The 22,267-nt window shown below is 35.1% G+C and carries 22 protein-coding genes; 9 read left to right on the forward strand and 13 right to left on the reverse strand.

Translation table 11 applies throughout. The annotated features are described in order from the left end of the window. Positions 1-8: 8 nt before the first annotated feature. The 7 genes from I862_RS05600 to I862_RS05625 are packed head-to-tail and all read right to left on the reverse strand — an operon-like array spanning position 9 to position 4,896. Positions 9-725, reverse strand: a complete 717-nt coding sequence (locus I862_RS05600) for a prepilin peptidase (RefSeq protein WP_038539875.1) — start codon at positions 723-725, stop codon at positions 9-11. After that, positions 722-1,633 (reverse strand): DMT family transporter, encoded by a 912-nt coding sequence (locus I862_RS05605; protein WP_038539878.1) that lies wholly within the window; start codon positions 1,631-1,633, stop codon positions 722-724. The genes I862_RS05600 and I862_RS05605 overlap by 4 nt, the downstream gene beginning before the upstream one ends. Before the next feature lie 26 nt (positions 1,634-1,659). Further along, on the reverse strand, positions 1,660-2,082 hold the full coding sequence (ndk, locus tag I862_RS05610; protein WP_038539883.1) for a nucleoside-diphosphate kinase: 423 nt from the start codon (positions 2,080-2,082) through the stop codon (positions 1,660-1,662). Positions 2,083-2,121: 39 nt separating this feature from the next. Then, positions 2,122-2,292, reverse strand: coding sequence for a hypothetical protein (locus I862_RS08425; RefSeq protein WP_158499284.1), 171 nt, complete (start codon positions 2,290-2,292; stop codon positions 2,122-2,124). Between the two features lie 7 nt (positions 2,293-2,299). Beyond that, on the reverse strand, positions 2,300-3,517 hold the full coding sequence (locus tag I862_RS05615; RefSeq protein WP_038539886.1) for an aspartate kinase: 1,218 nt from the start codon (positions 3,515-3,517) through the stop codon (positions 2,300-2,302). An 11-nt stretch (positions 3,518-3,528) separates the two neighbouring features. Next, a complete protein-coding gene (locus I862_RS05620) occupies positions 3,529-4,365 on the reverse strand; it encodes an enoyl-ACP reductase FabI (RefSeq protein WP_052646496.1) in 837 nt (278 codons plus the stop codon). 33 nt (positions 4,366-4,398) lie between these two features. Then, entirely contained in the window at positions 4,399-4,896 is a 498-nt protein-coding gene (locus I862_RS05625; protein WP_038539888.1) for an RT0821/Lpp0805 family surface protein, read from the reverse strand. Positions 4,897-5,080: 184 nt separating this feature from the next. Here I862_RS05625 and I862_RS05630 point away from each other — a divergent pair, with 184 nt between their 5' ends. Together I862_RS05630 and I862_RS05635 are read left to right on the forward strand one after the other, a co-directional pair. Beyond that, on the forward strand, positions 5,081-6,172 hold the full coding sequence (locus I862_RS05630; RefSeq protein WP_148299499.1) for a hypothetical protein: 1,092 nt from the start codon (positions 5,081-5,083) through the stop codon (positions 6,170-6,172). Positions 6,173-6,197: 25 nt separating this feature from the next. Next, positions 6,198-7,739, forward strand: coding sequence for a hypothetical protein (locus I862_RS05635; protein ID WP_038539894.1), 1,542 nt, complete (start codon positions 6,198-6,200; stop codon positions 7,737-7,739). On the opposite strand, the gene nth is transcribed toward I862_RS05635, so the two are convergent. Further along, the gene (gene nth, locus I862_RS05640) at positions 7,736-8,371 is read right to left on the reverse strand and encodes an endonuclease III (RefSeq protein WP_038539896.1); all 636 of its coding nucleotides are present in this window, start codon (positions 8,369-8,371) and stop codon (positions 7,736-7,738) included. The genes I862_RS05635 and nth overlap by 4 nt on opposite strands. Before the next feature lie 103 nt (positions 8,372-8,474). Here nth and I862_RS05645 point away from each other — a divergent pair, with 103 nt between their 5' ends. From I862_RS05645 to dnaQ, 3 genes are read left to right on the forward strand one after another with little or no spacing between them, the layout of a single operon-like run. Further along, a complete protein-coding gene (locus I862_RS05645) occupies positions 8,475-9,431 on the forward strand; it encodes a glycosyltransferase family 2 protein (protein ID WP_038539899.1) in 957 nt (318 codons plus the stop codon). Further along, positions 9,412-10,056, forward strand: a complete 645-nt coding sequence (gene coaE, locus I862_RS05650; RefSeq protein ID WP_158499285.1) for a dephospho-CoA kinase — start codon at positions 9,412-9,414, stop codon at positions 10,054-10,056. The genes I862_RS05645 and coaE overlap by 20 nt, the downstream gene beginning before the upstream one ends. After that, positions 10,007-10,693: a DNA polymerase III subunit epsilon gene (dnaQ, locus tag I862_RS05655; protein ID WP_038539904.1), complete on the forward strand. Its 687-nt coding sequence runs from the start codon at positions 10,007-10,009 to the stop codon at positions 10,691-10,693. Before coaE ends, dnaQ begins: the two co-directional genes overlap by 50 nt. Here the strand turns inward: dnaQ and I862_RS05660 are convergent, their stop codons facing one another. Then, positions 10,694-11,644, reverse strand: a complete 951-nt coding sequence (locus I862_RS05660; protein WP_158499286.1) for a DHH family phosphoesterase — start codon at positions 11,642-11,644, stop codon at positions 10,694-10,696. It lies immediately after the preceding gene. Between the two features lie 180 nt (positions 11,645-11,824). Here I862_RS05660 and I862_RS05665 point away from each other — a divergent pair, with 180 nt between their 5' ends. Next, positions 11,825-14,725 (forward strand): ankyrin repeat domain-containing protein, encoded by a 2,901-nt coding sequence (locus I862_RS05665; RefSeq protein ID WP_038539911.1) that lies wholly within the window; start codon positions 11,825-11,827, stop codon positions 14,723-14,725. Between the two features lie 115 nt (positions 14,726-14,840). Beyond that, positions 14,841-15,977 carry a glycoside hydrolase family 3 N-terminal domain-containing protein gene (locus tag I862_RS05670; protein ID WP_052646497.1) on the forward strand — a complete coding sequence of 379 codons (1,137 nt, stop codon included), beginning with the start codon at positions 14,841-14,843 and terminating at the stop codon, positions 15,975-15,977. Positions 15,978-16,451: 474 nt separating this feature from the next. Here the strand turns inward: I862_RS05670 and I862_RS05675 are convergent, their stop codons facing one another. The 3 genes from I862_RS05675 to I862_RS05685 form a co-directional block, all read right to left on the reverse strand. After that, positions 16,452-16,763, reverse strand: coding sequence for a hypothetical protein (locus I862_RS05675; RefSeq protein ID WP_038539913.1), 312 nt, complete (start codon positions 16,761-16,763; stop codon positions 16,452-16,454). Positions 16,764-16,883: 120 nt separating this feature from the next. Continuing rightward, the gene (locus I862_RS05680) at positions 16,884-17,828 is read right to left on the reverse strand and encodes a glycosyltransferase family 2 protein (RefSeq protein ID WP_038539916.1); all 945 of its coding nucleotides are present in this window, start codon (positions 17,826-17,828) and stop codon (positions 16,884-16,886) included. Beyond that, entirely contained in the window at positions 17,828-19,069 is a 1,242-nt protein-coding gene (locus I862_RS05685) for an MFS transporter (RefSeq protein ID WP_038539919.1), read from the reverse strand. Before I862_RS05685 ends, I862_RS05680 begins: the two co-directional genes overlap by 1 nt. Positions 19,070-19,223: 154 nt before the next feature. Here I862_RS05685 and I862_RS05690 point away from each other — a divergent pair, with 154 nt between their 5' ends. Further along, a complete protein-coding gene (locus I862_RS05690; protein WP_038539922.1) occupies positions 19,224-20,795 on the forward strand; it encodes a lysine--tRNA ligase in 1,572 nt (523 codons plus the stop codon). Between the two features lie 28 nt (positions 20,796-20,823). Next, entirely contained in the window at positions 20,824-21,372 is a 549-nt protein-coding gene (locus I862_RS05695) for a histidine phosphatase family protein (RefSeq protein WP_148299500.1), read from the forward strand. Positions 21,373-21,417: 45 nt separating this feature from the next. Here I862_RS05695 and I862_RS05700 read toward each other — a convergent pair whose 3' ends face one another. Further along, complete coding sequence (locus I862_RS05700; protein WP_038539928.1) at positions 21,418-22,119, reverse strand: hypothetical protein; 702 nt, start codon at positions 22,117-22,119, stop codon at positions 21,418-21,420. Positions 22,120-22,267 lie beyond the last annotated feature (148 nt).

A 22,267-nucleotide genomic window follows, 5' to 3' on the forward strand; every position in this document is an offset into this window, starting at 1 on the left:
CTTTATTATTACTTATATTCTACAACTATTATAAAAATATATAACAAAGCAATAAGAAATATATCTTTCTTACGTTGAGAAATCTCCTTTATAACATTAAGCAGAAATAATACTAACAGATACGCCAATAAATAAGGTATGTTAAGCCATACTCCTGATAATAAAATAAATCTTAAAGAGTAGTATTCAGCTACTTTTTTCCCATCCAATTTAGAAGTAATAAATGCATATATAAAGTATGCAAATAAGAACGAAGTAAGCCAGCCAAATATAGTTGCTTCATTTAACGTGCGGAATATAGAGCCTAAGATACCAACCATAAATAGAGTCTTATCAGCATCGGTTTTTACTTTATCAATTAAGAAGTATGATAAAATAAGCCCGGCTCCGGAAAATAATAATAAAATATATTTTTCTGAAAAGCCTGAAGTTAAAAAATATAAAATAAAAGCAAGTATAGATATAGAGACTTCGAGAATAGTATATTCAAAATTTATTTTGACATCACAGTAGTTACATCTGCCGCGTGTAGAAACCCAACTTAACACAGGAAGATACTCATAAAATTTTAAAGTATGCCCGCAGGTTGAGCAATGCGGTACTTTACCGAGTTTCGGATTATATCCATGTATCGGGATTTTCCTCGGAAGCCTAAAAAGCACTGTACTTGCAAAATTACCCAGTAATACGCCGATAATTAATGCAAATATATAATTTAGAATCATTTAGCTTTACGCTTTAGTTTTTGATTAGATAAAATAATAGAAGCTATAATAATTGTTGCCCCGATAATCATATGTGCTTTTAGTTGCTCCCCAAGCACAACTACACCTAAGAACATAGCACTTATAGGCACTGCATAAGTTATAAACGATACTCGTGTCGGCGTCCAATTTTTAAGTAAATAATAAAGTAGTACCAGTGAGATGGTACTTGCCACTATTCCCATCCAAATTATTGCAATGATTGTACTATTTTCCTGAGGAAAATTTATCTCAGTTTGATTTGAGAGTAAAATTATCCAAAATAAAATTGCAGAAGTTGTACTTGAAATTACTGCCAGGGTGATAAAGTTTTCTTCTTTAAAATAGATTTTTGTATATACACCTTGAGCTGCATAACAAAGTGCCGCCCCAATTATAGCAATCTCCGGCAATACATTTCCCATATCGCTACCCCCATTAAGCTTATTAGCAAAAATAAGTAAAGCACCCATAAACCCGGTTATTACACTTAATATTAACTTTGTATTAAGCTCTTTATCAGGTAAAAATATTACACTAAGTATTACAGTAAATATCGGAGTTAAGGAATTTAAAATCCCAGCTACACTTGAACTAATATAACCTATCGCCCAGGCAGATAGAATAAAGGGTAAAAAATTTCCTATAACCCCGGAAAAAGCAATTTTGGTAAAAAGATTAAAATTTTTTGGAAGCTTAGCTCTAAATATTGGCATGATGAACCATAAGCAGATAGAAGCTACCGTAACTCTATAAGTAACAAGCTCAAGTACAGTTAGCTCTCTTAAGGCTACTTTAGTCCAAAAGAAAGAAGTGCCGAATCCTAAGAACGAAATAATAAAAAAGGCTCCCCATTCTTTATAAAAATTACTGATTCGGAAGCCCTTCATAAAATATATCCGGTATTAATTATTAATTATCGGCAAATTTCCATTTCGCTGAAAAAGAAACTAATTTCGTTCTTTGCATTTTCTAAAGAATCGGAACCGTGCACAGAGTTTGCTTCGATACTTTCGGCGAAATCTTTTCTGATTGTACCGTCTGCGGCATCTTTAGGATTGGTTGCTCCCATTATTTCTCTATTTTTAGCAACCGCATTTTCCCCTTCCAGTACTTGTGCAACGACCGCTCCTGAAATCATGAAACTTACCAACTCACCGTAAAAAGGCCTATCTTTATGTATAATGTAAAATTGCTTAGCTTGCTCTTCGGTTAGCTGCAATCTTTTTTGTGCAACAATCTTTAAACCGGCTTTTTCAAAGCGCTCATTAATGGCGCCTGTTAAGTTTCTTCTAGTAGCATCAGGCTTAATAATTGACAAAGTTCTTTCTAAACCCATAATTTTCCTCAAATTTGAAATAAGGAACGTGATTATATGCTATACTATAAAGTTTTCAAGAGGTTTTCTCCTGATACACGGGTTTGCCCCTCCGGCCTCATCATTTGCCACACACGGGCTTTTTAAATCATTCCTGGTCGGATCTACCGCCGCACAAGAAGAAAGCACCATCCCGAGCATCGTTAAAAAAATCATTTGTTTAATTTTCATTTTTCCCTCACTTATCTAAACCATATCCTGCATGTAAAGCCCTTACCGCCAATTCTTTATATTCAGCATGAACAAGCACGCTAATTTTAATTTCAGAAGTTGATATTACTAATATATTTATACCTCTATCCGCTAAAATTTGAAACATCTTTTGTGCAACGCCCGAATGAGATTTCATTCCAATGCCGATTATTGAAATTTTAGCGACGTTGTCATCAACAATAATATCACGGCAGTTTATCTTCTTATTAGTCTCGATTGAATCCAAAGCCTTGTCAAGATCATTTTTAGCAATGGTGATAGTGAGGTCGGTTTTACCTCTACTGCCAATATTCTGCACAATTAAATCAACATTTACATTCTTTTCTTCCATAGAATTAAACAGCTGAGAAGCTGACCCCGGGACATCCGACATAGCTTTTAAAGTAATACTTGCAATATCACCCTTACAGGTGATTCCTGTAACCATATGCTTCTCAACAATTTGGTCTTCTCCCACGATCATGGTTCCTACTCCGTCATCAAAACTTGATAAAACTTGCATTTTTAAGTTAAATTTCATAGCGATTTCCACGCATCTTGAATGCAATACTTTCGCGCCTGAAGATGCCATCTCCAACATTTCATCAAAAGCAACCTGCTTTAATTTTCTGGCTTTCGGCACTATTCTGGGATCTACGGTATAAACCCCGTCTACATCAGTATAAATATCACACCTATCAGCCTTGAGTGCTGCTGCAATTGCGGCAGCAGTTGTATCGGAGCCTCCGCGCCCCAAAGTTATCACGCGCCCTTCGTAAACGCCTTGAAAACCCGCTATTACAGGTATTTCATCCTCTTCCAAACACTTCATCAATTGTTTAATTTCTATATGGGTTATTTTTGCATTTGAAAATATCCCGTCGGTAAATATCGGCACCTGCCATCCCAACCACGAACGTGCTTTAAGACCTGCATTTATTAACGCAAGAGCAAGCAATCCGCATGATATTTGCTCTCCTGCTGCAATAATAGAGTCATACTCAGCTAATTCCTCATTAGTTTTCATGCGAGACAAAAAAAGAGCGTCATTTACTAAATTATCAGTAACGCCGGTCATTGCCGATGCCACCACTACTATCTTATTACCCTGCTCTCTTTCCTTTTGAATAATTTTAACAACATTCTTTATTCGCTCAAGAGTTCCGACAGAGGTGCCGCCGAATTTTTGTACAACTAGCGTCATATAGATTTTAATTATTCTTCGGAATTGCTTTCTGAATTCAACATCTTCATACCCATTACATGATAGCCGCTATCAACGTGAATAACTTCACCGGTAACCCCGCTTGATAAGTCGCTTAGCAAATATACTGCAGTCCCGCCGACATCTTCCAAAGTAGTGTTTCTTTTAAGCGGGGTATTATCCTCACTCCATTTTAAGAAGCTTCTAAAATCTCCGATCCCGGAAGCTGCCAATGTCTTCACCGGCCCGGAAGAAATTGCATTCACTCTGATGTTTTTCTCGCCCAGGTCGGCCGCAATATACTTTACGCTTGCTTCCAGCGCGGCTTTTGCTACTCCCATAACGTTATAATTAGGAATAACTTTTTCGGCTCCGTAATAAGTAAGTGTTATTATGCTTCCACCGTCTTTCATTAGCTCTGCTGCACGCTTTGCGGTCGCTATGAATGAATAACAGGAAATATTCATTGTATGTAGGAAATTTTCTAAAGAGGTATCGACATATCTGCCTTTAAGCTCATCTTTATTAGAGTAAGCAATTGAGTGCACTAAAAAATCTAGCTTACCCCATTTTTCTTTAATAAATTTAAATGCTGCATCTATAGAGTTCATATCTGAAACATCACAAGCAATAAGGGTATCCGAACTGACTGATTCCGCAAGCGGCGAAATCCTTTTCTCTAAAGCTTCTCCTTGGTAAGAAAATGCAAGTTCAGCACCTTGCAAGTAAGAAGCATGAGAAATTCCCCAAGCCAATGACTTATTATTTGCCACTCCCATAATCAAACCTTTTTTGCCCTTTAAAAGCTCACCCTTCGGCAAACCTTGCACTGTAATTGCTTCAGACATATTATCCTCAAAATTTTATAAACAACTATTTACTTACTGAACAATTTGCCAAGTACCGTCCGGATTACGGCATGCCTTACCGTATGCCTCTTGAATTTTATTCCCTACCTTAACGGTTTGGGTATATTCTCTGCAATACTTTCCATGTTCTTCATAAGTTTTTGCCGGGGTAACTACACCTGATGCACCGGTATCCGGGTTGCTCCAAGTTGAAGCTACACCTGTTCTGTTTGCTTCTAAAGCTCTTTGTGCGGTATTATTATGATTAGCTACATCCGCCCTATCTAAAGAAGCACCCAGAGAACTTCCGCCTAATGCACCAAGTAAAGTTCCTGCTGCAATTGCTGCAATCTGACCTTTACCTTTACCCACATTAGATCCGACCCAAGCACCTGCAACTGCTCCGGTTAAACCGCCTATCGTTCTTTTGTTAGCATACCCTGCTTCATTGGTTAAAGCCATATTATCACAGCCTGCAAGGGTGAATACTGTTACGGCCAGCGCTGCATATTTCTTAAAAATTTTGTTCATAAATCCTCATTGCAAGGTTTGTTTTTAATAGTTAAACCAGTATTATATACTTTTTTTAATATGGGTCTAGTAGATTTAAAAACAGCATTATTTTGTTTTAAAAAAAAATTAATATATCAAGTATTGAGCTTTTCAGCTAAAACAATACAATATTCTTTATTTTTAACTAGAATCAATAAAAATTATGTTTAAAGTTATTTGTGAGTTGGATAGATTTGAAGTCTTGGGACTAATAGGCTTAAGATATAAGAACTGCCGACCGTGTGAATTTAGTGACTATCAAATGTCCGAAGGCACGTCCGATTCAGCCCTCCGTGCTGTCAAAGCTTATCATGTGGCGAAAAAATTAGAAGTTATGGCACTCGAGATTAGCACACCAGAATATAAAAGCCTCGCAAACAAACTGGAGTATGTTAGGGATTTATCCGATTACAGGCATATTTCACTCTACGATGAAAGCGATACTATTACAAACGTGATAAAAGTTTTTGACAATCCATGGATATATAGTGCAATTATAAAATTACACATACCCTCTGCTCTTGACAAAATACTTATCGCTTCACAATCCTTCCTTTCCTGGTTCGACTCTAAGCCGGCTACGGATATAAACAAAAATAAGCCTGAAGAGTTTTATACCCTATGGCAAAAATCTTATTTATTTCACATCCCTGAAACCGAATTTCATGATCGCTTATTAGGAACCATACAAAAAAGCGATTTTAATGACGGCAGTAATAAACAATATTACGGTATAGATAAATACTTTTTAACTTATCTTTTAGCAGGTAAAGAGAATTCCAAATGTATACCGCTTCATGCCGACCAGCTGGGAAATGCCCTCATATATAAAGATGAACAAGTAATTATACAACAAGAAGATATTTACGAAGACTACAAGGCTTCTTTACCTAAATTATTCGGCCTGGAGTTTTTGGAAAAATTAAGTAGGCTGAGATCCTGTATAAGCAATAATAACGAAGGAACCATATTAATCATTGATGAAGGAGATAAATTTACTTTAAAACCTAAAAATTATAAAGCTCACCCGATTACTGAAATAAAATTATGCGAAGGATTAAACGGTATGCTGGCCTCTGTTTCTATAGCCGTAAAAAACGCTCAGGCAGCATGTAAAGAGAGGATTGAAAGCAGTTACCCGGAATCGGATGATCAAATGCATACTGCACGTAATGACTTATATACATTTGATTGCCATACCATGAAGGAAGCACTGACAGCAGTCGGTAATTTTAGTGACATATATCCTTATTAATATATAAAAAAACAACGGTTAAATTATGAATAATAAAATTTCCTCACTTTATTTTTGTGATAAAATTTATTTTGAAACGGGCGCTACTCCGTTTCTTAGGGCTAGCTCAGTCAGTTTGTTCGGCTCCAGGTCAACAACTATAGCAAGAATGTTACAAGGAATTTGGCCGGGCTCAACTTCAACAACGGATAAACTATATATTGCCGGCACATTATCAAGCAACATAAGGTTATTAACCGATGCCGAAAGGTTAGGAGATCTGTTTGCTTTATCACTGATACATCGCATTATAAGCATAACCGCTTCCAGCGCAAAGCTTTACACTGATAATTCAAATATCAGGCCGCTTTTTAAATATACTACTTCCCTGGCACTCAGTGCCATACCTGCCTTATTTTTAATTTATGTTGTAGGGTATCCTGCTGAAGATTTAATCTTAAATGCATGCATTACTCAATTATCTGCAGCCGCTATTTCATTTGTTTCTCTAAGAGCAAGTAACTTTTTAAGAAGCTTAGAATTAATTTCATATGACAACGAGTTCAGTAAAACCGGTTACATAAGCAGATTACTTACTTCATCCGCTATTGATATCTTTTTATCAGCCTGCTTACACGGTATGCAGAATTATATGAACCCCGTGAATCAATTCGGTTTCCATAACACTATTGTATATTGCTTTAAGGATTACTCATCTTATAACATTCATAATGCTTCCAATCTGGAAATAATACAAATGATTTATACAACTATACCTCTTATCTCGGTTGTAGATAAGGCAGTATGGTTTTTAGGCAAAACTGCAGTCGATGCATGCATTTTAGGATTACATGTATTCGGTAAAATTCCAGAAATCAGATCTCCTTTTATCAATGCTTTCGCAAATACTAATAAGGAAATTCTGGAAGTAGATAATGAACCTAAACGCGAGTATTGGAGTAAAAAACAACGATTTGAATATAAGAAAAGGCAAGAAGTGAATAAAACGGCTGAACGGGAGATTACAGATTCAAAAAAAGACATTACTACTATTAATTATGCTAAACCCAATAAGGAACCGGACAATACACTTATACATAGAGTTAAGGAAAAAATTAAAAGTCGGCCATCAACACCAAGTGTACCTGATAATACGGTAAATGAACAACATTCCGGGAAGGAACAGGAGGAGGATTTTACAACCTCATATAAAATAACTACGAAAGATTATACTTTTTATAAAATTGATTCTGGATTACTCAAAAACACTTGGGGAGTACTTGAGCTAAAAAAATATAAAGGTGATGAAAATTTATTTGAAAGATCACTAGCCAGCGGGCATGTATCTAACCATAATTCCTCTATAAAATACATTAAATCATCGGATAAATATGAAATCAGACCACGTAGCACCGGTGACAGAATTTTAGGGAAGCTGGAAAAAGGCAAAACAGGCTTCAATGGTTTAGCCTCCCTTGGTGAAGCAATGGATTTATATGAAAAATGTAAAGCTGCCGGCAACGGAGAAGAGCCTAGCCTAATAATATTTAACCAGCGTGTTAAACACCAGGATATAGGTAGGGCTTAAAAAACTTTGTGTTTATATTCACATATATCACTAATTATACATGAAGCGCATTCGGGCTTTCTCGCCTTGCAGGTATAACGGCCATGCAGAACCAGCCAGAAATGCGCTTTAGGCCTCCATCTGGAGGGAACTTTTTTCATTAGCTCCAGTTCAGTTTTTTCTGGAGTATTAGTTTTACAAAAACCTATTCGATTGGATACGCGAAAAATATGCGTATCCACCGCTATAGTCGGCTCATTGAACACACAGTTTAAAATAACATTTGCGGATTTCCTACCTACTCCCGGAAGTGAAGTTAGCTCAATCATTGAAGCCGGCACTTCACCCCCGAACCTTTCAATTAAAGCTTTACTCATTAAAATTATATTCTTTGCTTTTGCATTATATAAACCGATAGACTTTATTATTTCTTTTAGTTTTTCTTCTCCGAGCTCAATCATTTTTTGCGGAGTGTTTGCGACTTCAAACAGTTTCGGAGTTACACGGTTCACCCCTTTATCGGTTGCTTGCGCCGATAGAACTACCGCAACTAATAATGTAAAAGGGCAAGAATAATCCAACTCAATTTTGGGGTGAGGTTTGTTAGCAAAAAATCTTTCAAAAATCTCATTGATTTGCTTAGCTTTCAACATGCTTTATTCTCAATATTCTTCCGAAAAGTTGATACGCGAGAAAACAATTCTGTACAATAAGTTTTTTGTTATATTACTATAAAAAATATTTAGGAAAGAATACATGCGGCAAGAAATATATAAAATATCCATAGTAATACCATGCTACAACGAGTCTCAAGGTGTTAAAGAGGCTTATATGAGTATTATGCAAACAATCGGTCGCTTAAAAAAGCCTTATGAAATCATATTTATTAATGACGGAAGCCGAGACGATACTATAGAAGCATTAAATGAGATATATTTAAATTATGATCATATAAAGATAATAGATTTAACCAGAAATTTCGGCAAGGAAGCGGCTTTAACCTGCGGCTTAGATTATGCAAGCGGGGATATCATTATTCCGATGGATGCGGATTTTCAGGACCCCCCTGAACTCATCCCCTCAATGATAAGTTTATGGCAGCAAGGTTATGATGTCGTTTTAGCTAAGCGCAATAACCGTGAAGGTGAGAGCTTTATTAAAAAGTTTACCGCTAAAATGTTCTATAAACTATTTTTAAAATTATCTAAAACTCCGCTACCGGAGAACACGGGCGATTTTAGGTTAATGGATAAAAAAGTAGTCGAGAAGATAAGATTATTACGAGAAAAAAATCGTTTTATGAAAGGTATATTTTCTTGGGTGGGGTTTAAAACCGCCACCATTACTTTTGATCGGCCGAAAAGAAAGCATGGGCAGACTTCTTGGGACTATAGAAAACTCTTTAGCTTCGCTCTCGATGGTATCTTTTCATTTTCTACCCTGCCGCTTAAAATTTGGCTTTATATTGGGGTAATGACCTCACTTTTCTCTTTGAGTTATGCATTATTTCTTGTACTTAGAACTATATTTTACGGTATTGAGCTTCCGGGGTATGCTTCAATAATGGTAGCAATACTTTTTATGGGAGGAGTGCAATTGATAAGCCTCGGTGTAATCGGAGAATATATAGCCCGAGTTTATAAAGAAACTAAAAACCGCCCCATTTATTTAATTAATGAAGTTTATACTAAAGATGAAAAAACAACTAAATAGATATGGTCAAATTATTGCAATTACGGGTGGAATTGGTGCCGGAAAATCTTTTATTTTAAGATGCTTCCGGCACTTAGGATTTATCACTTATTCCTTTGATCAGATAATTGCCGATATGTATAAAAAAGGCGGCAGTGCCTATCAGGCGGTCGCTACTGCTTTCCCTGAATGCACAACACCTGATATGATTGACAAGCAACTCTTGGCTAAAAAAGTTTTTAGCAATAAAGAAGATTTAATAAAATTAGAATCTATTGTACATCCTATCGTCAGAGAAGATTTATACAAGTTCGTCAAACAAATAAAAAAGCATAGTAAAACATCAATAGTAGTAGAAGTACCTCTCTTATTTGAAACTGCTCACCCGTATGGTTTTGATATTACAATAAGTGCAATTGTTAATAAAGAGACCCAACTAAATCGGGTTTTGCAGAGAAAAAATATGACTATTGATAAATTTAATGCTATTGTGGAGCGGCAAACTACGGACAATTATAGAATCAAGAATTCTGATTTTATTATTGATACAGGTGTCAGTATGGCACATACGTTTAAACAAATTAAAATTTTAGTATATGGCAGATATAAGAGAAATAGTATTAGATACGGAAACCACAGGCCTTAACCCTTATGAAGGGCATCGAATTATTGAAATCGGTTGCGTGGAACTGATTAATCGCGAAATAACCGGTAGAACCTATCACACTTATATCAACCCGCTTCGTGACGTACCTTCGGATTCATATGCAATCCACGGTATTTCATCAAAGTTTTTGTTGGATAAACCTCTCTTTAAAGATATTGTTAACGACTTTCTGAATTTCTTGGAAGGTGGCAATTTAATCATCCATAATGCCGGCTTTGATATCGGCTTTATTAACTATGAACTGAATTTAATTTCACTTAAACTTTTAAATTTTGATAATGTTATAGATACTTTAACTCTAGCTAGGCGCAAGTTCCCTAAATCGCCGGCAAGCCTTGATGCTTTATGTCAAAGATTTAACATCAGCTTGGAAAACCGTGAGAAACATGGCGCTTTAATTGACTCCGAATTACTTGCTCAGGTTTATATTGCACTTCTTGAAGGTTCCCAATCAACCTTAAGTTTTGCAGAAGATGTTGATAATATAATGAAAACAATTAAAGCGGAAAGTACCTTCCCTTATCGTAGGTTCCAAATAACTACTCAGGAAGAAAAACTCCATAAAGATTTTGTTGAAAAAATTCCTAATTCTTTGTGGAAATCTTATAATAACTAGTTAATATATCTTGTCTTCATCAAGCTTTTTAAGTATTTCTTTTCTAAGAAATAACTGCTTTGTTTCACCAATATACCCTGTAAACACTGCCCCTAGATATATTTTCAGCTTTTGTTTAATAAATTCGCTGCTAGTAATTATATAATTCTTGTTTTCTTCTATGCTGGCTATAGTTAAAAACCAATTTAGTTCATTATGCGCAAGCTCATTGATATTTAATCCTTGCAAAGCTATCTCTAATATATCATGTCGGTTAATGAATGTAACCGCATTCCATAATTCCAATTGAGCAATTAAATAATCATCATTATTAATTACTAAGCTTTTAGTATCATTAGCTATAGCTATTTTCGGTTCCGATAAAATCTCCTGCTCGGTTTCCTTATAATATTGCTGAATCCAAATATCAGGCAGGGTTATATACTGCTTTATTTCCTCCGCAGCTCTAATATCGCGAATCGAGGTAATGCTTGCCCGAAAATTGAGGGTGTTTGAGATGATAGCAGTATAGATTAAATTTGCGCCGGTCGGTGAAATCATGTTTTCTTTGTTATGCTTTTTATATTCTTCCCAAATAAGCGTGGCACACGAACCGACGGTTTCGATTTTAGCTCTGCTGCCTATTAGTTTTATCCAATATTTCTCAAAGCCATGATGGTGATCAAATACCTCAATCACCTGCTCTCTTACCACAAATTTTTCAAAATAGTTCGGATTGGAGATATCCACCAACACATAATTATAATCATGAGGGTTTTCAGGCACATCATGCGATATATCCATGTTCCATGCCAAAACACTTATAGGCACCGTTTTATTAAATTCGCCCGTGAAGACTGTCTTTGCTTTCTTTCCCCTTAACTCCAAAAGTTCTTTGTAAGCAACGGCACAAGCTAATACGTCAATATCGACATATTTACTTCCTGCACAAATAATAATCGGTTTTTCCATCATTAACCCTCATTTTCCTATTTTACAAGAGACCAGCATTATATAGGAAATAGTGCTGCATAAATCAACTTATTAATAGTTTATTATTAAAAATACAAGAAAATCTAATTATGTATTATTTTTTTAATACAAGCATGTTATAATAAATTTATAAGAGGATATTAATAATGTTTTTTAGCTATGAACTCAAAAAATACAAATATAAGCACGAACGAGATCCAAACAACTTCTATGGAAGCTAAAGAATTTGATGAATCTTTACTTCACATGCTTAACAATCTTACTGAAGACCCGGCTGAAGCTGAAGAGTTAACCGAATTAAGCAACTCCTTTTTAACCCCTTTTATTATGAATAGGCTATTAACGCTCCAGGTAAGTTTAGGTATATTTCAAGAAGAAATTAATGACCTCATGAAAGAAGGCGTAAGCCAAAATTCTTCCGTTAGAGGAAAATTACTACATGCATATAAAGCTATAATCAACCACGAGCTTGAACTGGTGCAAGATGCTTCCCCCGAGCAGGTAAGTCTGCTGCAGTTAAGCCAGATGGTAGCATACCTTGCCAGGCCTTATATAGTTGAAGTGATGCAGGAGAGTATCAAAAAACTGCTTAACCCTAATGAAGTAGAACTTGATATAAATTTACTGAGAGAAGCGATTAATCATGCCAGAATATCAAATTTATTAGCCGGCGAATACTTAGACCTAACTAATGATAAGATAATTAAGAAAGTAAGAGCAGGCAAGTTAGTGGTTATTCAACTGCATGACCTTACTCGTGATGGCGAAATTATCTCAGCTCCTAAGACTTTAGTTCTGCCTCCTGAGCAGGTTGATAAGGAAATAGCAAGACACAAAGAAAAATTAGGGTTTATAACCAAATTTTCAGACGATAAAATAACCCAGGAATATTTCCCTGCCAAAGCGGAGCTGGCCGAATGCTTGAGCTTGGCGTTTAGAAATAATGACCTTAGTTTTATAAAACTTTGTTTAGATAATAAAAAGCTCTCCAAAGGAGTTTTGGAAGGTCATATGGATCTATTTTACCAAACTTTTGAAAAAGGTAGGTTTGATCTCTTAGATATCATGGTTGAGCACGAACTGTTCGGCTTTGGTACTAATGAAATTGCGCATATAGACAGAAGACTACCTTCAGGCCTTACTCCGCTTATGGAAGCTTGTAAAAAGGGTGATTCAATTCTTGCAAGAAAGCTTATTGCTATGGGTGCCGATCCGACCCTCACTGATAAAGACGGATATAATGCTTTAATGTATACTGCTCTTTATACAAATGAGCAAATTAATGAACTGAATAAATCGAGTGAAGAGCAATCCGAAACAATAAAAGATTTAAAGATTGCTAAAAATGCTATTATTACCGCTTTACTTAAAGATAAAAGACTAGATTTAAATGCTAAAAATAAAGTAGACAGTAAAACCGCCATGCAAATTTTACTGGAGCATTCGGTTATAAAAAATGAGCAAGGTATCACTGAGCTAAGAGGGGATCACGGTGCTATTGAAAAATTAATTGCTGCCGGTGCCGACCCGAGTTTCGGTGAATTTGAACTTAGCTTTAAGGCTAAGTTTTTTATAACCCTGGGTATTTCAATAGCTCTTACTACTGCAAAGAATGCAATAATTAATTATATCGGGTTAGGTATAATCGGTAGAACCGTATTTTATCCGGTTATCAGATTAGTAGATTATGCATTAGATTTAGTTATCGCCTATAAAGCTTATCTTGATGCAAAAAACCCTCTCTATGTATTATCCAGAACTATCTTAGATACGGAATATGCTAATGATACTCTAATTAATATGGATAAAAAGCCGATGATCGGTGCATTCCATATTAATTGGTACGGCAAAGTTATAGCCGGAGATGACTTAAAAAATTATATGGCAAATCATGTAGGATATAGGAATATTAATAACGCTTTCTTTACAACTGAAAGTATTCCGACAATTTCAGGCAATCCCTCGGAATTAAGATTAAGTAAAGAATCACAGCTTATAATGGCTGAAACTTTGTTTAACCGTTATTATCGTTTAAAACAAGATTTAGGCAATCATTGGATGGCTCCTTGGACTCGTAAAGCTTTAGAAAATTTGAGCGAAGAAATTAAGCAGGCTTATGCAAAAACTAGCTATGGTTATAAAATAAACAGTACTTCTTTAGAGAAGCTAAATGCAATATTTACTCCTTTTAATCACACAAAATTAGTGAAAGAGATTTTTGCTTCGGGAGAAAAAAGAGAGTTATTCTACAAATTTCATAGCCTGGTTAAGCTCGGTGCTTTGTCAGTCGATTTAGAAACCAGATATAACTTGGAAAAATTTGAACAGTTGTTACATTCGCCTGAAAGACCTAAACAAATAGAAATTGAAAATAATCATTCAAACCAAAATATTTCTTTTGATGATTTTATAGAATTTTGCCACAGCCTAACAATTGAAGGGGTAGATTTAGATACCACTTTCAGAATTGTTGAGCATGAATTTAAAAAAGGTTTAGATAATGATTTCGAACCTAAAACTTTATTTGAATTGATCAGCGGTGCCTCGGCTAATATTATGCATGCAGTGCTTGACGGAGGGGTAAAAGGTATAGCATATGCAGCCGGGTCTTCCCGTAGTAAAGTTCATCATTATTTAGCCGAAGGAATTTCTACCCTTGGAGCTATGGGTAATTCCGCCTTACATGTAGGACTAAGGGAATTTTATGATAGCATCTATTCCTTACCTGCGATAGCTTTGGCCGGCGGTGCTTATGCTTTATACAGATGGCCTTCTCAAAGTTGGGAAGCTTGTAAATTTGTATTCAATGCAACATGCTCTTTAGCTGTTATGGCTTATAGTGTTATCTCCTATGCATTTTATGGTGTAAAAGAAGCATTTAATATGATATTAGAGGGAATTCACATAGTTAAAGAATTTGCTTTAAGTTACTTTGCAGATAATGAGAAATCATTAAAATCTCCTGAAGCTAACAAAGAAGATACCTCAACTTTAACGGGCAAAATTGAAAAAAACACATTCGGTAATATTCAAGGCAATCAGTATGCTTCAATACTTTAATTATTTATAATATAAAGAGTGATTAATTAATCTAAACTTAATATTTTATTAATTTAACTTTTTTAACTATCCTTTATACTTAGTTTCATTATTAATCAAAAATATGGAACAATAAATGGAGCATGAGTTTATATTTAGTACAAATAATACTACTTACCCTTTAGAAGATCATCCGTTAAATCATGATGATTTGAAAGTAGGAGAGGCTGTCATTTCGCTTGAAAAACAAATCGGTTCCATGTTAATAATGGGCTTTGAAGGTGTGTCAAGTACAGACCCTAATGTTCAAAAAACCATTTCTTATTTAAAAAACGGAATGCTGGGCGGTACAATCCTCTTTCGTTACAATATCGAAAATCCCGAGCAGCTGGGAGAATTAACAAAATCCCTACACGAGGCGAATCCTTATGCTTTCATAGCTGCCGATCAGGAAGGCGGGAAAGTTCAGCGTCTTATTAAGGATAAAGGATTCACAGGATTTCCTTCAGCTTATGATGTCGCAAATAATTATGATATAGACGGAGCATCCGATATATATGATAATCTTGCCAAGGAATTAAACAAAAACGGTATAAACTTAAACTTCGCCCCCGTGGTTGATATTAATGATGAAGAGAAGCCTTGCAGTGTAATAGGGGGATTAGGCAGAAGTTTCGGTGGAGATATTGAGAAAATAGTTGATTATGCAAATGCTTTTATTGACTCTCATCATAAGTTTAATACATTTACAGCCCTTAAACACTTCCCGGGTCATGGGCTCGCAAGCGGCGATACTCATAAAGGTATGGTGGATGTAACCGAGACCGCACAAGAGAGAGAGTTAAAACCTTTTTACGACCTTATTGCATCAGATAAGGCAGATATGATAATGACAGCACATGTGGTTAATACGAAGCTGGATCCGCTTCATCCGATCACTTTATCTCCTACTGCTTTAAAAACATTGCTAAGAGATAAGGATTATGATGGAGTGATTGTAACCGATGATTTACATATGGGAGCAATAGTAGGCAGCTATGGAATTGAAGAAGCAATAATACGATCTATTGATGCAGGGAATGACCTATTGGTTATTTCTAATAATAAAGCGGCCTGCGGGGGAGTTGCAAACTGTGAGCAGGATTATGACATGCCTGCAAAGTTTATAGATATTATTAAGCAAGCTATAAATGAAGGTAAAATTTCTCAAGAAAGAATCAAAGAGTCGTATAATAGAATTGATAAGCTTAAAAATAAATTGCAGTTAGTATAAATTTAAACCATTATTTTTTTTACAACCGCTTTATATATAGCAATTTCATTATAAATTAAAATTAGGATAAATGCGTATCAGGGGACAGAGCGCCCCTCCTCTACTGAGGTGGCAAGATATGTGTTTATGGATTCTTTTCCTAGCGCAATTAGAACATTTATAAATAAAATTAAAGAATACAAAGTAAATTTAAAAATAATTAAACCTACTTTATAAAATATAGCGTATTAAGTTGAATATCCTACGTACATGGAGCATAGTTGAACTATAAAAAATTAAACCGAGTTTACGAATAAATGATATAGTCATTTATTCGAGCACGCGCCATAAATGGCGGCTAGGCGCGTGCTTCTTACTATTTTTATTATCTGATTTTTAAGTTGTAGGTTATATAGTCATATTAAACTTAACTTATTGCATTTGAATAAATGTATTAGATATTCAACTTAATTTACTATATTTAATTTTATGATTTTATAGTTCATCATTTTGAAAATTATAATGTACTTTCCCTATAAACTCGCAATTTGTATTATCTGAGTGATCTTGGGCAGGTAAATATATATCTTGTGCTATTATTTTACTGCTTTTACAGTAAAACTGCTCAGCAATAAAATGAGCTTCTTTTCCTAAATGCATCTCAAAACTAATTATTTCAATTTCTAATGCTTCCAAAGAGCACTTTTCACTAACTTTTACTTTCTCTCCCTTAAGAGTAAGTAGTTTACCTGCTTTTAAATTAACAACTTTACCCGAAATTATACTGCAATACTCATTTGCTCTCATTATATTACTTTTCATCAAATAAAAAATTATATAAACATAAATTTTTCATTTCATAAGGTAGGATAGGTTTATAAAAAATACAACTATTGCAAAGACAATTAAATTAACTTTAATTTTTAACTATCTGACTTTTTCACCGTCTTTATATTCGGAGCTAATACTATAGGGCTTCATTTTTTGGGAACCGTAATAGGTTCTCATCATTAATTCTGCGATAAACCCGGTAGTAATAAACTGGAATGCAGCAATAATGCAAAGCACCCCTATAAAGAATAGCGGCCTATGCCCTATGCTCTCTCCGCAAATTTTCAGCCATAGCATATAGGTGCTGATTAAACTTCCGATACCAAACAATAATACTCCTAAAGTACCAAATAAATGCATTGGTTTTTGCTTATATTTTTGAAAAAATAGCATTAAAATTAAGTCGCTTAGCACTTTTAAAGTTCGGCCGATGCCATATTTTGATGCACCGAACTGGCGTGCATAATGACGAGTAGGAACCTCGGCAATTTTTGCTCCGTGAAGACTGGCGAGAATCGGTATAAACCGATGAAGCTCTCCATGTAAATCAAGCTTTTTAGCTAAATAGCTTTTAAAAACCTTTAAAGTGCATCCGGTATCGGTTATCTCTACTTGTGATAGTTTTCTAATTAAGAAATTTGCAACTTTACTTGGTATTTTCCTTAAGATAAACCCGTCATTTCTATTAGCTCTAATTCCGGCTACCACATCAAGATTCTCTGCTTCAAGTTTTTTCAGTAGAATTGGGATATCTTCCGGATCATTTTGCAAATCACCATCAATGGTTGCAATATATTCTCCGTCAGCTATCTCAATTCCTGCGGCAAGCGCTGAAGTCTGACCGAAATTTCTTGTAAAAACTAATAATCTTATATTTTTATCTTTAAGTTTCAAAATTTCTTCCACCGTGGTATCAGTGGAACCGTCATCTACAAATATAATTTCATGCTCAATATCGGTAAGCGCCTTATTAATACTAATTACTAAAGGCTTAATATTATCCTTTTCATTCATTACTGGAACAATAACTGATAATTTCATTAATGCTTATCTCTTCTGGTTAAAAAGCTGATTGCTATAAAGCATGTGCACATTACAACAATATATAATGCCGGTGCATTAACCCCATATTTAGTTACGAGAAATTTTGAAATTGCAGGCGTAGTTCCTCCGAACAAAGCAATTCCTATATTCCAACTTACCGCTACTCCCGAATATCTGAGTTCAGGTGCAAATGCACTGATTGCATAAGGATAAGCCGGTGCGCAAATTGCACTGGCCAGCATAGCGAATAAGAAAATTGCAAAAAATACTTTTAGAATATTATGACTTGGATCGGTAATCATCATAAATATCGGAACAACAGCTACAATAATCACATAGCAGGTTATATAAAGGAACTTCCTATACCCCACCTTATCAGCTAAGATACCGAAAAACGGCATCATAACAATCATAATAAATAATGCAAAGGAAGTAAAATACCCGGTCATTAGCTTATCGTACTTAAGATCAGTCTCAAAGAACACGTTAAAGTACCCTCTGATCATATAAGCCAGAGCTGCGGTCACCCCGCCGAGGAAGCAAACGACCAGCAATCTTCTCCAGCTTTTATTAATCGCCTCAAGTAGCGGAGATTTTACGGTTAAATTTTCATCTTTCCTGGCTTGAAACACTGGAGTCTCAGTCACGTTATAACGCATATAAAGACCGGTTAATCCCATTAACCCACCGAATAAAAAACCGTAGCGCCAAGCAAAATCACTATCCCCGAAAAAGCTGACAATTAATATCCCTACAAAATTAGCAAGCAGAGTCCCCATCATATTGGAAGCCATAACTATACTACCTACAAACCCGGGTTTATACCCTTCCAGATGTTCTAAGATAAATATCGCCGAACCTGCACTTTCACCACCGACGCATATGCCTTGCACAAGCCTTATGAATACTAACAATATAGGTGCTAATATACCTATTGTTTCATAGCCGGGCAATAATCCTATCGCCATGGTACAAGCCGCCATCAAAATAATTGATATGGTAAGCGCAAGCTTTCTTCCGAAAATATCACCGATATGGCCAAATATCATTCCACCGATCGGTCGCATTAAAAACCCGACGGCGAATACGCTTAAAGTCAAAAGTATCTGTATAGACTTATCAGCGGCAGGAAAAAACAATGCTGCTATCTTTGGTACAAAAACTGCGTAGATACCAAAATCATAATATTCTACAATATTTCCTACCAAAGCGGAGCTTACAACTTTTCTTTTTTTCATTACCAATTAAATAAATTTTTAACAGAGTGTATTATGTTGAAAGATCTTATAATTGCAATTAATATTTTGCAATCCATAATTTGCCTTGTCTTATTATAATGTTTTAAATATATTCCATTAAAAAATTATCTATAAAATAATATAATAGAAATACATGTCTGATATTATTACCAAAGCTTTAGAAAGTAATGCTTGGCCTTTTAAAGAAGCTGAAGCAATTTTAAAAAAAATAAACAATCAACTCCCGAAGAAAGGATATGTTCTATTTGAAACTGGCTATGGACCTTCCGGCCTTCCTCATATCGGAACATTCGGTGAAGTAGTTAGAACTACTATGGTAAGGAAAGCCTTTGAGCTTATTTCCGATATACCGACCAGGCTATTTTGCATTTCGGATGATATGGACGGGATGAGGAAAATTCCCGATACAATACCGAATAAAGAAGAATATAAAAAATACTTGGATTTACCTTTAACTAAAATTCCCGATCCTTTTAATACATGTGAAAGCTTCGGACATCACATGAACGCAAGGTTAAGGGCATTTCTTGATGCTTTTAATTTTGAATATGAGTTTTTTAGCTCAACCGAATGTTATAAAAGCGGCGTGTTTAATGAAAGCTTACTAAAGGTTTTAAAGCACTATGATGAAATAATGGATATAATGTTACCTACATTGGGTGAAGAACGTCGGGCAACTTATAGCCCATTTTTACCCATCTGCCCTAAGAGTGGAAAAGTTCTCCAGGTTTCAATAATTGATAAAGATGTAGAAAACGGATTAATCAGATATAAGGATGAGAGTGGAGAAATAGTCACGGTCAAAATAACCAATGGTAATTGTAAATTACAATGGAAGCCTGATTTTGGAATGAGATGGGCTGCTTTTGATGTAGATTTTGAGATGTACGGTAAGGATCACTTAGTCAATGGCCCTATTTATACCAGGATCTGTAAGGCAATCGGCGGTAAGGCACCGCATCAGATGTATTATGAATTATTTTTAGATGAAAACGGTCAAAAAATATCCAAATCCAAAGGCAATGGAATTACTCTTGATGAATGGCTAAGGTATGCACCGCCGGAAAGTTTGTCTTTATTTATGTACCAATCTCCGCAAAAAGCTAAAAAATTGTATTTTGATGTAATACCTAAAAATGTTGACGACTATTTAAATTACTTAAACAGTTATCATACTGAACAAGATGAAAAGAAAAGATTGGCTAACCCCGTATATCATATCCATAAGGGTAACCCGCCTAAATCGGAGACTACAATTACATACTCTTTATTACTGAATTTAGTAAGTGCAAGCCATCTTGAAGATCCGAAAGTAATTTGGAAATATATAAAAAGATATGATGCAAGCATAGAAGAAAAAGAAAATAGCTTCGTTGATAAAATGATAAAGTGCGCAATTAACTACTACCATGACTTTATAAGACCCAATAAAAAATTTAGAGCACCTACCGAGATTGAGAGGTCAGCTCTCATTAAATTTAAAGAATATTTATCCGGATTAGATTCTCCTTCAATCGATGAGCTTCAAACTCTAACTTTTACGGTAGGTAAAGAATTTAATTTAGAGTTAAAACTATGGTTTCAAGCGTTATATGAAGTTCTACTCGGTTCTGCGCAAGGTCCGAGGTTCGGTTCATTTATTGCTTTATACGGCATAAAGGAAACTATAGAATTAATTGATAGCAAGATTAAAAGTAATTATTAAATTTAGTAACCCCCCAGCAAATCAAATTATGAGATTAACCTTTTTAAGACACGCACATTCAAGCCCCGCCGGTGACGACAAAAACAGGATTTTGACCTCAAAAGGCATTGAACAAGCATTAACATATAAAAAGATATCGAATGATGTTAAGTATGACTTAGTAATTCATTCTTCGGCGGTAAGAACCCGAGAAACAGCTGAGATTATTCTTTATAGAGTAAGCACTAAAGTCCCTTATATTGAGATTCCTACTTTATACTTGCCCGAGGATGATAAAGATATTAGCGAAGTCAGTAAAAGTATTATGCTGCGTCCCTATGCCACCCCCAATGAAATCTTAAGCAAAGATAAAAACAATTCCTGGGAAAGGTATACTAATAAAGCTTATACTGATATATCAAGCGCTATTAAGCAATATAACCCTTCATCTGAACTTTCTCACGTGTTAATTATCGGTCACGGAACCATACTTAACTTAATCGGCTATAAATTTTCTTCTCAATTTGAGGAAATTAAAACAAGATATATCGGCTATTTAGAAGGATTTTCTTTAAATTTCAATAAAAAAACGATCTAACATTTGATATTGTTAGACCGTTTCTTTATAATAATGTTTTAGTGATTATAGATCGCTATGTACTGAAGATACATTATAAGCCGGCTCTATAGCCATATAAGAATCCGAGCTGTTTTGAGCGGAACTTAAGAGACCTTCGGCAAAATCAACCAGCTTTTTGGTATCTTCCATTGCAACAACATCATGTACAAACTTTCCGACAGCTTCAAATTTATTCTCAACCATTTCTTTAGTTTTTACAGCGACTTGTTTAACGAATGATTTGACGCCATGGTGTTCACTTGTTTCATTCTTAGCTTCGTTTATTGCTTTTTTTACAAATGCACAAAACTCTTTATCTTCAGCTATGAATGTACTTACCAGTTCTTTTCCACTATGACCCACATGGCTTAAGTAGTCCTTAATCTCAACAAAAGCCTCTTTCAATTTAGTAATTGTAGCAACCAATGCATCCTTAAGAACTATAAACGATCCGGATATTTGCTCAAAATTTTGCTCTAGTTTTACCAGATCGCTAATTATATCAACCGGGGTTTTATTATCTTTAAATTCATCAATTATACTACTGATATTACCCTTTAAGTCTTTTCTGATATCTCCGCTTTGGCTAATTAGATCACCCAACTCCACCACAAGTGTTTTAGTAGAATTCATCACTTCGTTCGGATCCATTTTAGCTGCACCTTCGGCTAATTTCCCTAAACTGTTTAATACATCTAAAACCTCTTTTACAACTCCCTTAGTCATAATTCCCCCTGTTTTTGTTATTTAGTTACAAAACATTAAATATTTGATCAAATACCTAATTTAATTGTCGCAAATTTTTAATAATTGCGCAAATACATTTTTTATAATTATTTTTCATAAAAGGGCTTGAGAATTAATAATTAATTAT

It is taken from the genome of endosymbiont of Acanthamoeba sp. UWC8, from assembly GCF_000730245.1.
In the GTDB taxonomy this organism is placed as follows: Bacteria; Pseudomonadota; Alphaproteobacteria; order Rickettsiales; family Midichloriaceae; genus Jidaibacter.

What these genes read in the sequence shown, in the direction of transcription:
- I862_RS05600 (WP_038539875.1), bottom strand. Translation starts at nt 725, where the DNA reads ATGATTCTAAATTATATATTTGCATTAATTATCGGCGTATTACTGGGT.
- I862_RS05605 (WP_038539878.1), bottom strand. Translation starts at nt 1,633, where the DNA reads ATGAAGGGCTTCCGAATCAGTAATTTTTATAAAGAATGGGGAGCCTTT.
- ndk (WP_038539883.1), bottom strand. Translation starts at nt 2,082, where the DNA reads ATGGGTTTAGAAAGAACTTTGTCAATTATTAAGCCTGATGCTACTAGA.
- I862_RS08425 (WP_158499284.1), bottom strand. Translation starts at nt 2,292, where the DNA reads ATGAAAATTAAACAAATGATTTTTTTAACGATGCTCGGGATGGTGCTT.
- I862_RS05615 (WP_038539886.1), bottom strand. Translation starts at nt 3,517, where the DNA reads ATGACGCTAGTTGTACAAAAATTCGGCGGCACCTCTGTCGGAACTCTT.
- I862_RS05620 (WP_052646496.1), bottom strand. Translation starts at nt 4,365, where the DNA reads ATGTCTGAAGCAATTACAGTGCAAGGTTTGCCGAAGGGTGAGCTTTTA.
- I862_RS05625 (WP_038539888.1), bottom strand. Translation starts at nt 4,896, where the DNA reads ATGAACAAAATTTTTAAGAAATATGCAGCGCTGGCCGTAACAGTATTC.
- I862_RS05630 (WP_148299499.1), top strand. Translation starts at nt 5,081, where the DNA reads ATGTTTAAAGTTATTTGTGAGTTGGATAGATTTGAAGTCTTGGGACTA.
- I862_RS05635 (WP_038539894.1), top strand. Translation starts at nt 6,198, where the DNA reads ATGAATAATAAAATTTCCTCACTTTATTTTTGTGATAAAATTTATTTT.
- nth (WP_038539896.1), bottom strand. Translation starts at nt 8,371, where the DNA reads ATGTTGAAAGCTAAGCAAATCAATGAGATTTTTGAAAGATTTTTTGCT.
- I862_RS05645 (WP_038539899.1), top strand. Translation starts at nt 8,475, where the DNA reads ATGCGGCAAGAAATATATAAAATATCCATAGTAATACCATGCTACAAC.
- coaE (WP_158499285.1), top strand. Translation starts at nt 9,412, where the DNA reads ATGAAAAAACAACTAAATAGATATGGTCAAATTATTGCAATTACGGGT.
- dnaQ (WP_038539904.1), top strand. Translation starts at nt 10,007, where the DNA reads ATGGCAGATATAAGAGAAATAGTATTAGATACGGAAACCACAGGCCTT.
- I862_RS05660 (WP_158499286.1), bottom strand. Translation starts at nt 11,644, where the DNA reads ATGGAAAAACCGATTATTATTTGTGCAGGAAGTAAATATGTCGATATT.
- I862_RS05665 (WP_038539911.1), top strand. Translation starts at nt 11,825, where the DNA reads ATGAACTCAAAAAATACAAATATAAGCACGAACGAGATCCAAACAACT.
- I862_RS05670 (WP_052646497.1), top strand. Translation starts at nt 14,841, where the DNA reads ATGGAGCATGAGTTTATATTTAGTACAAATAATACTACTTACCCTTTA.
- I862_RS05675 (WP_038539913.1), bottom strand. Translation starts at nt 16,763, where the DNA reads ATGAGAGCAAATGAGTATTGCAGTATAATTTCGGGTAAAGTTGTTAAT.
- I862_RS05680 (WP_038539916.1), bottom strand. Translation starts at nt 17,828, where the DNA reads ATGAAATTATCAGTTATTGTTCCAGTAATGAATGAAAAGGATAATATT.
- I862_RS05685 (WP_038539919.1), bottom strand. Translation starts at nt 19,069, where the DNA reads ATGAAAAAAAGAAAAGTTGTAAGCTCCGCTTTGGTAGGAAATATTGTA.
- I862_RS05690 (WP_038539922.1), top strand. Translation starts at nt 19,224, where the DNA reads ATGTCTGATATTATTACCAAAGCTTTAGAAAGTAATGCTTGGCCTTTT.
- I862_RS05695 (WP_148299500.1), top strand. Translation starts at nt 20,824, where the DNA reads ATGAGATTAACCTTTTTAAGACACGCACATTCAAGCCCCGCCGGTGAC.
- I862_RS05700 (WP_038539928.1), bottom strand. Translation starts at nt 22,119, where the DNA reads ATGACTAAGGGAGTTGTAAAAGAGGTTTTAGATGTATTAAACAGTTTA.